The 15,659-nt window shown below is 69.5% G+C and carries 16 protein-coding genes; 5 read left to right on the plus strand and 11 right to left on the minus strand.

Annotated elements, in window-relative coordinates; translation table 11 throughout:
• From Q2100_RS22695 to glnA, 3 genes are all read right to left on the minus strand, one after another.
• Positions 1–431: DoxX family protein (locus tag Q2100_RS22695; protein WP_302915875.1), on the minus strand; the 431-nt coding region annotated here is incomplete at its 3' end.
• A gap of 32 nt (positions 432–463) precedes the next feature.
• Positions 464–895 (minus strand): D-aminoacyl-tRNA deacylase, encoded by a 432-nt coding sequence (dtd, locus tag Q2100_RS22700; RefSeq protein WP_302915876.1) that lies wholly within the window; start codon positions 893–895, stop codon positions 464–466.
• An 82-nt stretch (positions 896–977) separates the two neighbouring features.
• On the minus strand, positions 978–2,414 hold the full coding sequence (gene glnA, locus Q2100_RS22705) for a type I glutamate--ammonia ligase (RefSeq protein ID WP_264015274.1): 1,437 nt from the start codon (positions 2,412–2,414) through the stop codon (positions 978–980).
• Between the two features lie 160 nt (positions 2,415–2,574).
• Here glnA and Q2100_RS22710 point away from each other — a divergent pair, with 160 nt between their 5' ends.
• On the plus strand, positions 2,575–3,063 hold the full coding sequence (locus Q2100_RS22710; protein ID WP_264015272.1) for an RDD family protein: 489 nt from the start codon (positions 2,575–2,577) through the stop codon (positions 3,061–3,063).
• Between the two features lie 45 nt (positions 3,064–3,108).
• On the opposite strand, the gene Q2100_RS22715 is transcribed toward Q2100_RS22710, so the two are convergent.
• From Q2100_RS22715 to sucB, 6 genes are all read right to left on the minus strand, one after another.
• Positions 3,109–3,972 carry an endonuclease domain-containing protein gene (locus tag Q2100_RS22715; RefSeq protein ID WP_302915877.1) on the minus strand — a complete coding sequence of 288 codons (864 nt, stop codon included), beginning with the start codon at positions 3,970–3,972 and terminating at the stop codon, positions 3,109–3,111.
• Positions 3,973–4,083: 111 nt separating this feature from the next.
• Positions 4,084–4,836, minus strand: a complete 753-nt coding sequence (locus Q2100_RS22720; protein WP_302915878.1) for a DUF4191 domain-containing protein — start codon at positions 4,834–4,836, stop codon at positions 4,084–4,086.
• A 4-nt stretch (positions 4,837–4,840) separates the two neighbouring features.
• The gene (lipA, locus tag Q2100_RS22725) at positions 4,841–5,785 is read right to left on the minus strand and encodes a lipoyl synthase (RefSeq protein WP_302915879.1); all 945 of its coding nucleotides are present in this window, start codon (positions 5,783–5,785) and stop codon (positions 4,841–4,843) included.
• On the minus strand, positions 5,782–6,486 hold the full coding sequence (gene lipB, locus Q2100_RS22730; protein WP_302915880.1) for a lipoyl(octanoyl) transferase LipB: 705 nt from the start codon (positions 6,484–6,486) through the stop codon (positions 5,782–5,784). The genes lipA and lipB overlap by 4 nt, the downstream gene beginning before the upstream one ends.
• A gap of 24 nt (positions 6,487–6,510) precedes the next feature.
• Positions 6,511–7,419 (minus strand): TIGR01777 family oxidoreductase, encoded by a 909-nt coding sequence (locus Q2100_RS22735; RefSeq protein WP_302915881.1) that lies wholly within the window; start codon positions 7,417–7,419, stop codon positions 6,511–6,513.
• An 18-nt stretch (positions 7,420–7,437) separates the two neighbouring features.
• Positions 7,438–9,378 (minus strand): 2-oxoglutarate dehydrogenase, E2 component, dihydrolipoamide succinyltransferase, encoded by a 1,941-nt coding sequence (gene sucB / locus Q2100_RS22740; protein WP_302915882.1) that lies wholly within the window; start codon positions 9,376–9,378, stop codon positions 7,438–7,440.
• Positions 9,379–9,554: 176 nt separating this feature from the next.
• Between sucB and Q2100_RS22745 the strand changes: the two genes are divergently transcribed.
• The gene (locus Q2100_RS22745) at positions 9,555–9,908 is read left to right on the plus strand and encodes an oxidoreductase (RefSeq protein WP_264015266.1); all 354 of its coding nucleotides are present in this window, start codon (positions 9,555–9,557) and stop codon (positions 9,906–9,908) included.
• 21 nt (positions 9,909–9,929) lie between these two features.
• Positions 9,930–11,732, plus strand: a complete 1,803-nt coding sequence (locus tag Q2100_RS22750) for an SDR family oxidoreductase (protein ID WP_302915883.1) — start codon at positions 9,930–9,932, stop codon at positions 11,730–11,732.
• Here the strand turns inward: Q2100_RS22750 and Q2100_RS22755 are convergent.
• The gene (locus Q2100_RS22755; RefSeq protein ID WP_302915884.1) at positions 11,729–13,246 is read right to left on the minus strand and encodes a leucyl aminopeptidase; all 1,518 of its coding nucleotides are present in this window, start codon (positions 13,244–13,246) and stop codon (positions 11,729–11,731) included. The two genes, Q2100_RS22750 and Q2100_RS22755, sit on opposite strands and share 4 nt — an antisense overlap.
• Positions 13,247–13,271: 25 nt before the next feature.
• On the opposite strand from Q2100_RS22755, the gene gcvT reads away from it, so the two are divergent.
• Both gcvT and Q2100_RS22765 read left to right on the plus strand, forming a co-directional pair.
• Positions 13,272–14,366 carry a glycine cleavage system aminomethyltransferase GcvT gene (gcvT, locus tag Q2100_RS22760; RefSeq protein ID WP_302915885.1) on the plus strand — a complete coding sequence of 365 codons (1,095 nt, stop codon included), beginning with the start codon at positions 13,272–13,274 and terminating at the stop codon, positions 14,364–14,366.
• A 22-nt stretch (positions 14,367–14,388) separates the two neighbouring features.
• Positions 14,389–15,495: a branched-chain amino acid aminotransferase gene (locus Q2100_RS22765; protein ID WP_264015262.1), complete on the plus strand. Its 1,107-nt coding sequence runs from the start codon at positions 14,389–14,391 to the stop codon at positions 15,493–15,495.
• Here Q2100_RS22765 and Q2100_RS22770 read toward each other — a convergent pair.
• Positions 15,492–15,659, minus strand: a 168-nt coding sequence (locus Q2100_RS22770) for an adenosylcobinamide-GDP ribazoletransferase (protein ID WP_302915886.1), incomplete at its 5' end; no start/stop codon positions are given. The genes Q2100_RS22765 and Q2100_RS22770 overlap by 4 nt on opposite strands.

Genomic DNA, 15,659 nt, shown 5'->3' on the forward strand with positions numbered 1-15,659 from the left:
CCGACGCGCCTGCGCGCGTCGACCGACCAGGCGCCGGCACCCAGCCCGGCGATGGCCAGGAAGCCGAAGCAGTACAGCAGGGCCGGCTCGCCGCCGTTGCCGCCGATCTGCGCATCGAAGGGCCAGAAGCTCTTCGCCGGGCCGTCGAGCGGCGGCCAATGCGCCCAGAAGTAGGCCACCGCCATCTCACCCGCAGCGATGAACGCGGCGATGCGGGTGAAGAACCCGACCAGGATCAGCAGTCCGGTCACCAGCTCGATGAGCCCGGCCCACCACCCCGGCCAGGAGCCGACCGGTATCGCCGTGCCCAGCGGCCAGCCGAACAACTTGATCGCGCCGTGCAACGTGAACATGAGACCGAAGACGATGCGGAAGACGCTCAGTAGAGGGGAGGAGTAGCTCGCAAGTCGTGAATCGAGATTGGTCGTCATGGGAGAACCCTACGCCGAGGCGGTCAGCTTTCTCACAGCTCCAACATGACTGTTACCGGGCCGTCGTTCACCAGTTGCACTTTCATGTCCGCACCGAAAACTCCGGTCGCCACCTCGGCCCCGAGCGCCTGCAGCGCGGCGGCGAACACCAAGACCAGCGGTTCGGCGACCGGCCTGGGGGCCGCCAGGTTCCAGCTCGGCCGCCTGCCCTTGACCGTGTTGGCGTACAGCGTGAATTGACTGACCACCAGGATCGGGGCACCGACGTCCGATGCCGACCGCTCCTCGTCGAGTATCCGCAGCTGCCAGAGCTTCTCGGCCATCCGACGCGCCTTGTCCTCGTCGTCGTCGTGCGTCACGCCGACCAGTGCCAGCAGCCCCTGCCCGGCCGGCGCGATCTCGCCGACCACCTCGCCGTCGACCTCGACGCTCGCCGACGACACGCGCTGCACCAGTACTCGCATGCCCCCATCCTTCCCCGTCAATGCGAAAGGGCCGGGTGGCCCCCGCACTGGGGAACCACCCGGCCCTTCCTGACGCGAGGATCTACACGTCGTAGTACAGCGCGAACTCGTACGGGTGCGGACGGATCTGCACCGGCATGATCTCGTTCTCCCGCTTGTAGGAGATCCAGGTCTCGATCAGGTCCTCGGTGAACACGCCACCCTCGGTGAGGTATTCGTGATCCTCCTCGAGCCGGTCGATCACCGCCGACAGCGACGTCGGCGCCTGCGGGATGCTGGCGGCCTCGTCTGGCGGCAGCTCGTAGAGGTCCTTGTCGATCGGGGCCTGCGGCTCCAGCTTGCGCTTGATGCCGTCGATGCCGGCCATCAGCATCGCCGCGAACGCCAGGTACGGGTTGCCCGAGCTGTCCGGGCAGCGGAACTCGAGGCGCTTGGCCTTCGGGTTGTTGCCGGTGATCGGGATACGCACACACGCCGAGCGGTTGCGCTGGCTGTACACCAGGTTGATCGGCGCCTCGTAACCCGGCACCAGACGCTTGTAGGAGTTCACCGTCGGGTTGGTGAACGCCAGCAGCGACGGCGCGTGGTGCAGGATGCCGCCGATGTAGTGGCGGGCCAGGTCCGACAGGCCGGCGTAACCGGACTCGTCGTGGAACAGCGGCTGGCCGTCTTTCCACAGCGACTGGTGGGCGTGCATACCGGAGCCGTTGTCACCGAACAGCGGCTTGGGCATGAACGTCACGGTCTTGCCGCCCTGCCACGCGGTGTTCTTGATGATGTACTTGAACAGCAGCACGTCATCGGCCGCGTGCAGCAGCGTGTTGAACTTGTAGTTGATCTCGGCCTGACCGGCGGTGCCCACCTCGTGGTGACCGCGCTCCAGCACGAACCCGGCGTTCTGCAGGTTGGTGGCCATCTGGTCGCGCAGGTCGACGTAGTGGTCGTACGGCGCCACGGGGAAGTAGCCGCCCTTGGGCCGCACCTTGTAGCCGCGGTTCGGGCTGCCGTCCGCCTCGAGGGGCTCACCGGTGTTCCACCAGCCCGACTCGGAGTCGACCTCGTAGAAGGTGCCGTTGATCCGCGAATCGAAGCTGACCGAGTCGAAGATGTAGAACTCCGCCTCGGCGCCGAAGAAGCAGGTGTCGGCGATGCCGGTGCTGGCCAGGTAGTTCTCCGCCTTGCGGGCCACGTTGCGCGGATCGCGCGAGTAGGCCTCACGGGTGAACGGATCGTGCACGAAGAAGTTCATGTTCAGCGTCTTGGCGGCGCGGAACGGGTCGATACGCGCGGTCTCGGGATCGGGCAGCAGCATCATGTCCGATTCGTGAATGGACTGGAAGCCACGCACCGAGGAACCGTCGAACGCCAGCCCGTCTTCGAAAACGCTCTCGTCGAATGCCGACGCCGGGATCGAGAAGTGCTGGACGACGCCGGGAAGATCGCAGAACCGGATGTCGACGTACTCGACACCCTCGTCCTTGATGGTCTTGAAGATGTCGTCGGGCGTAGTTTCTGCCACTAGGTTCTCTCCTTCACTGGTAACCCGCGCGTTGACGCTAGGGACACGATGTTGCACGGTCATCAACCGCATGTTGCGCCGAAGTTACGCAATCACACCGCGCACTCGCGACGGCCGGCGGCCTCGCGGCGCGTGTCAGGGGCGAGCCTATGCTGACATCATGGCCCGCGACCCCGGTTCCCGCCTCGGATCGTGGCTGTCCGGTCCGGACCGCTCGCAGGGCAGCGCCCCCGGTGAGAGGCCGAATGACTATCCCGGCCACCGGCTGGGCATGCCGGAGCGCGGGCCCGGATCACTCGCCCGCTTCGGCCGCCGCATTGCCGCACTGATCGTCGACTGGCTGATCGCCTACGGGCTGGCCGGGCTGGCCATGGCGTTCGGTTGGGTCTCGCTCGCCATGCTGTCCACCGCCGTGCTGCTGGTCTGGTTCGTGCTCGGTGTGTTGTCCGTGCGCCTGTTCGGTTTCACACCCGGCCAGTACGCCCTCGGCCTGCAGGTGGTGCCCGTCGACGGCCGCCTGCACGTCGGTGCCGGCCGCGCCGCGGTGCGCGGACTGCTGATCACGCTGATCATCCCGGCCCTGTTCACCGACAGTGACCTGCGGGGTCTGCAGGACCTCGCGACGAAGACCGCGGTGGTCAGACGCTGAGTGTGAGCTTGTGTTCGAGATTCTCGTCGGATCGCGATCACAAGCTCACGTTCGGCACGCGGCGGCGCCCGCGTCCCGTAGGGCCGCCTCGGTCCGGCCGACGATGACAGCCGGCCGGTACCGCAGCATCTCGGCGTTGACGTGGACGATGCGCCAGCCCAGTGCCGATAATCGGGCCCGCCGCTCGAGGTCGCGGTTGCGGATGGACGGGTCCGTCCAGTGTTGCGGCCCGTCGTACTCGACGCCGACCTTCCACCTGAGGTAGCCCATGTCGATGCGTCCTACGAACTCGTAGTGGTCGAAGACCTCGATCTGTGTGTGGGTCGGCCGGAGTCCGGCGGCAGTGAGCACCAGACGCGTACGCGTCTCCTGCGGGGACTCGGCTCCGGCGTCCGATAGAGCAAGTGCCTCGCGCAACTGCACGACGCCGCGAGCGCCACGATGACGTTCGACGAGTGCTTCGACGTCGCCGGCGGCGAGCCGGGTCGCCTGCCTCAGCGCATCGATGCGAACAACGGCCATCGTCAAGCCCTGCCGGCGGCCGAGGTCGAACGCCGTCCGGGCGGGCGTGGTCGCGGGAACCCCGCGGGCCTGGCAGATCTCATCGTCGGCCAAGGCGTCACTGTGTAGGCGGATGCCTGTGGTCTTGTGCCGACTGGATTGATTGAGCTCGGCGGGCAGTGTGGCGTCGATCCACTTGGCGCCGTGCAGCGCCGCGGCCGAAAGTCCCGCAACAGTGGCGCGTCTGCCCGACCAGAGCCACGCGCCGACCGCTTTGTCGGCGGCCGTGACCGCCTGTCCTCTCGGCACGTACACGTTGCGAAACAGCGCGTCGTGTCGAGTGGACAACAGGTACCTGTTGACCGTGCCGGCCGCCAGGGCTTCGGTGCCGAGGAAGGGCCACTCCACTCACCTACGACGGCGGCAGCACCCGGTCGGTTCCATTCCCGAGCGTGAACTTGTGCTCGAAATTCCGGCCGGAACTCGAACAAAAGCTCACGTTCGGCGCGCCGAGTACAGCTAGCGCCTGCGGACGGTGCGCTGCACGCCGCGCATCTTCGCCTGTGCAGGCAACGGGCCCTTCGGCATCGCCGCCGGTCCGATCTTGGTGCCGAGGGCAGCCAGCTTGGATTCCAGCGAGTCCATCTGCTTGACGGTGATGTTGGCGGGCAGCTTGGTCAGGTGGCGTTCCAGCTTGGACAGCGGCACCTCACCCTCGCCGTTGCCGACGATGATGTCGTAGATCGGGGTGTCGCCGATCAGGCGGGCGGTGCGCTTCTTCTCCTGGGCGAGCAGCGGCTTGAGCCTGCCCGGCGAGCCCTCGGCGACGAAGATCACGCCCGGCCGGCCGATCACCCGGTGCACGGCGTCGAAGTTGCCCGTCGCCGCGACGCCCGGCGTCACCCGCCACTTGCCGCGCAGGTTGTCCAGCGCCCACGCGGCCGCGCCCGTCTGACCCTCGGCCTTGCGGTACACCGACTTCTGCGCGCGACGGCCGAAGATGATGAACGCCACCAGGGCGCCCAGCAGCATACCGAGCGGGATCAGCGTGTAGGTGGTGAACCCGCCGACGAGCACGCCGACCGTCACCGACGCCGCCACGATCAGCACGAATGCACCGATCATGTACGGCAGCAGCCGCTTGTCCTCTTTGCGCTGGATCTGGAACGCCTGCCACAGCTGGCTGCGGCGCTGCTTGGACGCGGCCTTGCGGGCTGCCTTCGCCTCCGCCTTGGCGGCCTTGGTAGCGGCTGTGTCGCGCGATTTCGCCATCACATCAGGATACGGGTGGGCATTCGGCCGTCCGCAGGCTCTTCGCCTGTGTGTAGAGCCGACCGGCGCGATACGACGACCGCACCAGCGGACCGGCCAGCACCCCGGCGAAGCCGACACCCTCGGCGAACTGCTGATGCTCGACGAACTCCTCCGGCCTGACCCAGCGCTCGACCGGGTGGTGGCGCAGCGACGGCCGCAGGTACTGGGTGATCGTCACGATGTCGCAGCCCGCCTCGTGCAGGTCGACCAGTGCGGTGCGCACCTCCTCGGGCGTCTCGCCCATGCCGAGGATCAGGTTGCTCTTGGTGACCAGGCCGGCCGCCCGGGCCGACGTCAGGACGGCGAGGCTGCGGTCGTAGCGGAACGCCGGACGGATCCGCTTGAAGATGCGCGGCACCGTCTCGACGTTGTGCGCCAACACTTCCGGTCGCGACTCGAAGACCTCGCGGAGCTGTTCGGGATCGCCGTTGAAGTCGGGGATCAGCAGTTCGACGCCGGTGTTGGGGTTGAGCTGCTTGATCTGGCGGACCGTCTCGGCGTAGAGCCACGCGCCGCCGTCGGGCAGGTCGTCGCGGGCCACACCGGTGACGGTCGAGTACCGCAGACCCATCGCCTGCACGCTCTCGGCGACGCGGCGGGGTTCGTCGCGGTCGAGATCGGCGGGCTTACCCGTGTCGATCTGGCAGAAGTCGCAGCGCCGCGTGCACTGCTCGCCACCGATCAGGAAGGTGGCCTCGCGGTCCTCCCAGCATTCGAAGATGTTAGGGCAGCCGGCCTCTTCGCAGACGGTGTGCAGGCCCTCGCGGCGGACGAGGCTCTTGAGCTCCTTGTACTCCGGGCCCATCTTCGCGCGCGTCTTGATCCACGGGGGTTTGCGTTCGATCGGCGTCTGGGCGTTGTGGACTTCCAGACGCAGGAGCTTGCGGCCGTCGGGAGCGATCGTCACTGCATCGATGCTACGCCCGGTGCGCCCGCCGCACCGACCGCGAGCCTGCCGTCCAGCGCGTCGCACACCGCAGCGGTCACCGGCCCGATCACGTCGTCGACCCCGACGTGTCGGCCCAGCTCGGCGGTCAGTGACGTCACCCCGGCGTCAGCGATCCCGCACGGCACGATGCTGCGGTAGGCGGTCAGATCGCAGTCGCAGTTCAGCGCGAAACCGTGCAGGGTGGTCGCGCGTGCCACCCGGATCCCGATCGCGCCGATCTTGCGGGCGGGCCGCATGCCGGCGTCGTCGGCCGGCAGCCAGACCCCGGACCGCCCCGGCACGCGGGTGGTGGCCAGGCCGAGGTCGGCGCAGACGGCGATCAACGCCTCCTCGAGGCGGCGGACGAAGTTCACCACGTCCAACGGCTCGGCCAGCCCGACGATCGGATACCCGACCAACTGCCCGGGACCGTGCCAGGTGATCTTGCCGCCGCGGTCGGTGTCGACGACCGGGGTGCCGTCCATCGGCCGTTCGTGCGGTTCGGTACGCCTGCCCGCGGTGTAGACCGGCGGATGCTCGAGCAGCAGCAGCGTGTCGGGCCCGCCGGCGATGCGCGCCTCGGCGGCCTCACGCTGCAGCTGCCACGCGTCGAGGTAGTCGACGGTGCCGAGCCGGCGCACGTCGATCGACGCGGCTCCCGAGCGGATGGAGGCCTCCATGTGCACCAAGGTACTCGGCGGCGACTACTCGTCCCGGCTGCGCGTCGCGTAGGCCAGCGCCTCACCGACGGTGTTGTGGTGGAACACGAATCCTGCCCGCTCCAGGGCGGCCGGGATCACCCGTTGGCCGGCGAGAAGACCCTCGTCGGCGAACTCGCCGAACACGGTGCGCAACGCGAATCCCGGCACCATCAGCGGCGTCGGCCGGTTGACCGCCCGGCCCATCGCCGCGGTGAACTCGGCATTGGTGACCGGCGCCGGCCCCGCCATGTTCACCGGGCCGGACAGCTGACCGTCGAAGATCGCGAACAGCAGCGCCCGCACCTCGTCCTCCAGGCTGATCCACGCCATGTACTGGCGCCCGTTGCCCAGGCGGGCGCCGACCCCGAGTGAGAACAGCGGCCGCAACCGGCCGAACAGGCCGCCCGAGGGCGCCAGCACCAGGCCGGTGCGTGCCAGCACGACGCGCGCACCGTCCTGTGCCGCCGGCGCGGTCGCCGCCTCCCAGTCTCGGCACAGCTGCGCCAGGAACCCCTCACCCGAGGGCGCGGACTCGTCGGCGACGCGGTCGCGGGTGTCGCCGTAGTAGCCGACCGCGCTGGCGTTGACCAGTACCGGCACTCCCGCCTCGATGACAGCACCCGCCAGCACATCGGTGGGGGCGATGCGGCTGTCGCGCAGGCTCTGCTTGAACGCGCCCGACCACCGCTTGTCGCCGACGCCGACACCGCACAGGTTCACCACGGCGTCGACGCCGCGCAGCGCACCGGCGTCGAATTCGCCCGCGTCGGGATTCCAGAACAGCTCGTCGGCGTTCGACGGCGCACGCCGCACGATCCGGATCACCCGGTGGTCGGCGGCCCGCAGCGCCGAGACCAGCGCCGAGCCGATCAGACCTGAGGAACCCGCAATTGCGATGACAGAGTCCGACACTGGGGGTTGGCTGCCCTTCTAGAGGCCGAGGTCAGCCTCGAACGCACCGTCCTCGAGGCGACGCTTGATGGTGGTCAGGAACCGGCCGGCGTCCGCGCCGTCGATCAACCGGTGGTCGTAGGTCAGCGGGAGGTAGCTCACCGAGCGCACACCGATCGACTCGTTGCCGAACTCGTCGACGATCACCCGCGGCCGCTTGACGATCGCCCCGGTGCCCAGCATCGCCGCCTGCGGCGGCACGAGGATCGGGGTGTCGAACAACGCGCCCTGGCTGCCGATATTGGTGATCGTGAACGTGCCGCCCGACAGATCCCCGGGCTTGAGGTCACCGGAGCGAGCGCGCGCGGCGATGTCGTGGATGGCCCTGGCCAGCCCGGCCAGCGACAGGTCGCCGGCGTTCTTGACCACCGGGGACAGCAGGCCCTGCTCGGTGTCCACCGCGAAGCCGAGGTGCTCGGCGTCGTAGTAGGTGATCTCCTTGGTGTCCTCGTTGTAGCTGGCGTTGACGTTCGGATGCTGCTTGAGCGCGTCGATCACCGCGCGGGCGATGAACGGCAGGTACGTGAGGTTGACGCCCTCACGCTCGGCGAAGTCCTTCTTCGCCCGCGCCCGCAGCGCCACGATCCTGGTCATGTCGACCTCGTGGGTCTGCGTCAATTGCGCTGTCGCCTGCAGGGATTCGCGCGTCTTCTTGGCCGTCAACTGACGGATCCGGGTGGCCTTCTGCGTGGTGCCGCGCAGGTGGGCCAGCGGCGCGTCGGCGGCGTTGGCGTCGGCGCCTGCCATCGCCGCGGCCGGAGCCTTGGACGGCGCCTCGGCGGCCTCCTCGGTGCCGGACTTCGGCGCCTTCTTGGCCTCCGCGGCGGCGAGCACGTCCTGCTTGCGGATGCGGCCGCCCACCCCGGTGCCCTTCACCGACGACAGGTCGACGTCGTTCTCCGCGGCCAGCTTGCGCACCAGCGGGGTGACGTAGGGTGCGCCGTCCGACGACGCCTCGCCGTCCTGCTCGGGCTCGGACTTCTTCTCCTGCTTGGGCTCGGGCTTGGACTCCTGCTCGGGTTCCGGCTTCTTCTCCGGCTTCTTCTCCTGCTTGGGCTCGGGCTTCTCTTCCGGCTCAGGCTCGGGTTCCGGCTTCTTCTCCTGCTTGGGCTCCGGCTTCTCTTCGGGCTCAGGCTCAGGTTCGGGTTCCGGTTCCGGTTCGGGCTCGTCGGACGCCTCGGCATCGGCGTCGCCGATCTTTGCCAGCTCACCACCCACCTCGACGGTGTCGTCCTCCTCGGCGGTGATGGACACCAGCGTGCCCGCCACGGGCGACGGGATCTCGGTGTCGACCTTGTCGGTCGAGACCTCGAGCAGCGGCTCGTCCACCTCGACGCTGTCGCCGACCTTCTTGAGCCACCGGGTGACGGTGCCCTCGGTGACGGACTCACCGAGTTCGGGCATGACGACGGGCGTCGCCGATCCGGACGACTTCGACGACTTGGCGGCCGGCTTCGACTCGGGTTCCGGCTCGTCCTCCTCTGACTCTTCGGACTCATCCGAGTCGCCGGAATCCTCGTCCTCGGATTCCTCGGCCGACTCCTCGGGTTGCGCCTCAGGCTCCTCGGCCGGCTCTTCCTCTTCGGCCGGCTCATCGTCGCCGGAGTCGGCAGAGTCGGCGGAATCCTCGTCGCCGGCATCCGATGACCCGCCCTCGTCGTCACCGTCATCGTCATCGTCTTCGGCGTCGCCGATCACCGCGAGCTCACCGCCGACCTCGACCGTGTCGTCCTCCTGCGCGACGATCTTCTTCAGCACACCCGCGGCAGGCGACGGGATCTCCGTGTCCACCTTGTCGGTGGAGACCTCGAGTAACGGCTCGTCCTGTTCGACGGTGTCACCCTCTTGTTTGAGCCAGCGGGTGACGGTCCCCTCGGTGACGCTCTCACCGAGTGCGGGCATCTCAACAGTGACGGCCATGGGTGTTGGCTCCTTCGCACGAGCAGTCGCAGGGGGTAGGCGAATGTCGTTCCCCATCCTTCCACGTTCACTCCTCTCGTTCGGCGCAGACTCGGGTACTCGCCGCTCTGGCACTATCGAAAGGGAACGAAAGCCCGGTGTGGGCGCGGACAACGGGGGAGGAAAGGAGGATCGGGGTGGGACTCTTCAGCAGACTGCGCGGCCGCCGCTCGGCGCGCGGCGACGGACGTGACCCGGCCGCCGACCTCAGGTACCTCCGGCAGTGGGTCGCCGAACACACCGGCGTCGAGGCGTTCGTCGAACCGAAGACCACGGTCACCGAGGTGACCGTGGTGCTGGTGGCCGCCGACGGCGAGTGGACGCGTCGCCGTGCCGGCGGCGACGCGGGCGCCCGCAGGCTGAGCGAGCGGCTGAACATCCCGGTCTACGACGTCCAGAAGGTCGGCTACCCGCAACGGATGCGCGACTACGACGCGCGCCGGCGCATCGAACGCAAGCGGGCGGCCCGCCAGGAGCTCGACGACCGCTGACGCCGTGGCAGGGTGGGGCCGGTGAGCGCACAACGTGACCCGGTCGCGCGGTTCGTCGACACGCGGTTCGTCGACACGCGGTTTGTCGATAGCACTGACGACGTCCGCCTGGCCGTCTTCGAAGAAGGCAATCCCGACGGTCCGACCGTCGTACTGGTGCACGGCTGGCCGGACACCCACGTGCTGTGGGACGGCGTGGCGGAGCAGCTGGGCGGCGACTTCCGGATCATCCGCTACGACAGCCGCGGCGCCGGGCAGTCGTCCGCCCCGAAGTCGGCGAAGGCGTACACCATGGCGCACTTCGCCGAGGACTTCGCGGCCGTCGTCGACGCGCTGGCACCCGGCGAGACCGTGCACGTGCTCGCGCACGACTGGGGATCGACGAGCGTCTGGGAGTACCTCCTGCGGCCGGAGGCGCGCGACCGCGTCGCCTCCTTCACGTCGGTGTCCGGGCCCGCGCTCGACCACCTGCTGCGCTACTTCCGCGACGCGCTCGTCCGCCCCTACCGGCCCGGGATGTTCGCCGGCGCCGTCGACCAGGCGCTGCGGCTGACATACATGGCGGTGTTCTCCGTGCCGCTGCTGACGCCGATCGCGATGCGGCTGTTCCTGGCCGCCGCGATCCGCAGGCTGGCCATCGCCCCGCACGTCGGCGGCGACCGGCTGCACCATGCCGACAGCTTCACCACTGACGCGGCGAACGGGCTGAAGGTGTACCGCGCCAACTTCTTTCCCTCGGTCCGACGCGGCAGGCACGATCACCATGTCGACGTGCCGGTGCAGCTGATCGTCAACACCCGCGACCGCTGGGTGCGCCCGCACTCCTACCGGTACACCTCGCGATGGGTGCCCCGGCTGTGGCGCCGTGACCTGCAGGCCGGCCACTGGTCCCCGATGTCGCACCCGCAGTTCCTGGCCCGTGCCGTGCGCCAGCTGGCGAACCACGTCGAGGGTGCGCCCGCCGACCGCGAGCTGCTGCGCGCAGCCGTCGGCAGGCATCGCGAACCGTTCGGCGACACACTGGTCTCCGTCACCGGCGCCGGTAGCGGCATCGGACGGGAGACCGCCCTGGCGTTCGCACGGCAGGGCGCCGAGGTCATCGTCAGCGACATCGACGCCGCCGGCGCCGAGGACACCGCGGCGAAGGTGGCCGCACTCGGCGGGGTGGCGCACGCCTACGTGCTGGACGTCGCCGACGCCGCGGCCGTCGAACGCTTCGCCGACGAGGTGACCGCAGCCCACGGCGTGCCCGACATCGTGGTCAACAACGCAGGTATCGGTCAGGCCGGCCGCTTCCTCGACACGCCCGCCGAGGAGTGGGGCCGTGTGCTGGACGTCAATCTCGGCGGAGTCGTCAACTGCTGCAGGGCTTTCGCGCCCCGGCTCGTCGAGCGCGGCGCCGGCGGTCACATCGTCAACGTCTCGTCGATGGCGGCCTACGCGCCGCTGCAGTCGCTCAACGCCTACTGCACCAGCAAGGCGGCGGTGTACATGTTCTCCGACTGCCTGCGCGCCGAGCTCGCCGACGCCGGTGTCGGGCTGACCACGATCTTCCCGGGCGTCATCGACACCAACATCGTGCACACCACGAGATTTGCTGCGCCGCAAGGCAAGTCGACGCAGGTCGCGGGCCGCCGAGCCCAGCTCGAGCGGGCGTTCCAGCTACGGCGCTACGGTCCGGACAAGGTCGCCAAGGCGATCGTCTCCGCCGTGCGCAAGGACAAGGCGCTGCGGCCCGTCGCGCCGGAAGCCCATCTGCTCTACGGGGTGTCGCGGGTGGCGCCACAGGTGCTGCGCAGCACCGCCCGCGGCCGGGTGCTCTAGCCGTTGGCCGCGATGTCCTCCAGGACCGCGAACAGCGTGCGCGTCGGCACGCCGGTGCCGCCCTTGCCCGTGTAGCCCCACGGCCCGCCGGTGTTGTACGCCGGGCCCGCGATGTCGATGTGCGCCCACTCGACGCCGTCGGCCACGAACTCGCGCAGATAGGTGCCGGCGACGAGCATGCCCGCATAGCGCGACCCGCTGACGTTGGCCAGGTCGGCAACCGCCGACTTCAGATCGTCCTTGAGCTCCTCGGGCAGCGGCATCGCCCAGCCGTTCTCACCGACGCCCTGCGACAGCCGCGCCACCCGGTCGCGGAACTCGTCGCTGCCCATCACACCCGGCGTGCGCGCGCCGAGCGCCACGGTCTGCGCACCGGTCAGCGTCGACGTCTCGATCAGGTAGTCCGGGTCGTCCTCGCAGGCCCGCACGATCGCGTCGGCGAGGATCAGCCGGCCCTCGGCATCGGTGTTGAGCACCTCGACGGTGATACCGCCGTACTGGGTCAGCACGTCACCGGGCCGCTGCGCCGTCGACGACGGCATGTTCTCGGCCATCGGCACCGTCGCGATCACGTCGATCGGCAGCTTCTGCTGCGCGGCCAGCACGACGGTCGCGATGACCGCGGCCGCACCGCCCATGTCCGAGGTCATGTGGTGCATGTTGGCGGCCGGCTTGATCGAGATGCCGCCGGTGTCGAACGTGATGCCCTTGCCGACAAGCGCAACCTTCTTACGATTCCGCCCGCTGCCCTTGTGGCTCAACCGCACCAGCCGCGGCGGGCGCGACGAACCCTTGCCGACGCCCACGATGCCGCCGTAGCCCGCCTTGGTCAGCGCCTTGTCGTCGAGCACCTCCACGGTCAGGCCGGCCGCCTCGCCCAGCGCCTTCGCCCGCTTGGCGAATTCGTCGGGGAACAGGTGGCTGGGCGGGGTGTTGACGAAGTCGCGTGCGGTGGCCACCGCGGTGGCGATCGCCGCCGCTCGCTCGGCGGCGGCCTTGGTCGCCGCCTTGGTGTCGGTGGCCAGCACGGTGATCGCGCGCAGGCCGCCGTCCTTCGGCGCGGTCTTCTCGCTGCGGATGCCCGCGAACCGGTAGGCGCCGAGGACCAGGCCCTCCACGGCGGCGTCCAGGTCGACCGCCGACAACGTGGTCGCGACGACCGCCACCTTGTCCAGCGACCTGGCCGCGACACCCGCCGCCCGCCGGACCGTGTCGGCCGGCCACTCGTCGCGTGGCTTGCCGAGTCCGACCGTCAGCACGCTGGCCACCGGCAGCGACGGGACGGCGAGGCGGTGGGTCTGACCTTCGGCACCGGTCCCGCCGACCGCACGCAGCGCCGCCTCGATCCCGGCGACGGCGTCGGCAGCCAGATGCGAGCCCACGTCGAGCACCGACGGTGCGTCACTGCCGCTGACGACGGGCACGATCAGCACCGTCTCGCCCACCCCCCGGCGGGGAAGCGAGGAGGCGACGGTCACGACGGGGGACTGGTATCCGGTGTTCGCGGGGCTCACGAGCGTCCACCCTAAGGTGTGAAGGGTGAGCGACACCCTGCATGGCCCACTCGAAGACCGTCACCGGCAGCTGGGCGCGAACTTCGCGGAGTTCGGCGGCTGGCTGATGCCGGTCTCCTACGCCGGCACCGTCGGCGAGCACACCGCGACGCGCACCGCCGTCGGACTGTTCGACGTCAGCCACCTGGGCAAGGCCCTGGTGCGCGGCCCGGGCGCCGCCGCGTACGTCAACTCCGCACTCACCAACGACCTCAATCGGATCGGGCCGGGTAAGGCGCAGTACACGTTGTGCTGCAACGAATCCGGCGGGGTGATCGACGATCTGATCGCGTACTACGTCAGCGACGACGAGATCTTCCTGGTGCCCAACGCCGCCAACACCGCCGCGGTGGTGGCGGCGCTGCAGGCTTCTGCCCCGGACGGCCTCACCATCACCGACGAACACCGGTCCTTCGGTGTGCTCGCGGTGCAGGGACCGAAGTCGGCGCAGGTGCTCGACGGGCTGGGGCTGCCTACCGGCATGGATTACATGGGATACGCCGACGCCGAGTTCCGCGGCGTCCCGGTGCGGGTGTGCCGGACCGGCTACACCGGCGAACAGGGATACGAGCTGCTGCCGCCGTGGGACGGCGCGGCGACCGTGTTCGACGCGCTGGTCGACGCGGTGACCGGGGCGGACGGCCAGCTCGCCGGCCTCGGCGCCCGCGACACCCTGCGCACCGAGATGGGCTACCCGCTGCACGGCCACGAGCTGTCGCTCGACATCTCGCCCCTGCAGGCGCGCTGCAATTGGGCCGTCGGGTGGCGCAAAGAGGCGTTCTGGGGACGCGACGCGCTGGTGGCGGAGAAGGAAGCCGGGCCGCGACGCTTGCTGCGCGGGCTGCGGGCAGTCGGCCGCGGGGTGCTGCGCCAGGACCTCACGGTGCTCGACGGCGACACCCCGGTGGGCGTCACGACGTCCGGAACCTATTCTCCGACACTGAAAGCCGGCATCGCGCTGGCGCTCATCGACACGGCGCACGACATCGCCGACGGGCAGCGCGTCGCGGTCGACGTGCGGGGCCGCCCGGTCGAGTGCGAGGTGGTCAAGCCGCCGTTCGTAGCGGCAAAAACCCGGTAGCGTCCGGTTATACAATCGGCCCATGACTGACGGCCCCCTCGAGTTCATCGTCGATCGCAACGCCGATCCGGCGAGCGACGAGGTACGTGCCGGCATTCTGGCCAACCCGGGGTTCGGCAAGTACCACACCGACCACATGGTCTCGATCGACTACGTCGACGGCCAGGGCTGGCACAACGCGCGGGTGATGCCCTACGGGCCCATCGAACTCGACCCGTCGGCCGTGGTGCTGCACTACGCCCAGGAGATCTTCGAGGGCCTCAAGGCCTACCGGTGGGCCGACGGTTCCGTGGTGTCGTTCCGTCCGGACGCCAATGCGGCGCGGCTGCGGTCCTCGGCGCGCCGGCTGGCCATCCCGGAGCTGCCCGACGAGGTCTTCCTAGAGTCGCTGCGGCAGCTGATCGCCGTCGACGAGCCGTGGGTGCCCCCTGCGGGTGGCGAGGAGTCGCTGTACCTGCGGCCGTTCGTCTTCGCCACCGAACCGGGTCTCGGGGTGCGGCCCGCCACCGAATACCGCTACATGGTGATCGGATCTCCCGCCGGTGCGTACTTCCCCCGCGGCATCAGGCCGGTGAGCGTGTGGCTGTCCCACGAGTACGTGCGGGCGTCACCCGGTGGCACCGGAGCGGCCAAGTTCGGCGGCAACTACGCCGCCTCGCTGCTGGCGCAGGCCGAGGCCGCCGACCACGGCTGCGACCAGGTGGTGTGGCTGGACGCGATCGAACGCCGCTACGTCGAGGAGATGGGCGGCATGAACCTCTTCTTCGTGTTCGGCAGCGGCGGCTCCGCCCGGCTGGTGACGCCCGAGCTGAGCGGCTCACTGCTGCCGGGCATCACCCGGGATTCGTTGCTGCAGTTGGCAACCGACGCCGGATTCGCGGTCGAGGAACGCAAGATCGACGTCGACGAATGGCAGAAGAAGGCGGCCGCGGGCGAGATCACCGAGGTGTTCGCGTGCGGCACCGCCGCGGTGATCACCCCGGTCAGCCACGTCAAGCACGGAGACGGGGAGTTCGTCATCGCCGACGGCGAACCCGGCGAGGTCACGATGGCGCTGCGCGACACGTTGACCGGCATCCAGCGCGGCAAGTTCGCCGACACCCACGGCTGGATGACGCGGCTCGTCTAACCGACCGCCAGCCCGACCGCGACGACCGTGGTGGTGACTTCGACCACCGCGCCGAGCACGTCGCCGGTGACGCCGCCGAACCGCCGCACGCAGTGCCGCACCAGCACGGCGGCGACGGCGAATGCGGCCAGCACCGCCAGCGGACCCTGCCACGGCTGGGCGCC

It is taken from the genome of Mycolicibacterium arseniciresistens (assembly GCF_030519285.1).
GTDB classification, from domain to species: domain Bacteria; phylum Actinomycetota; class Actinomycetes; order Mycobacteriales; family Mycobacteriaceae; genus Mycobacterium; species Mycobacterium arseniciresistens.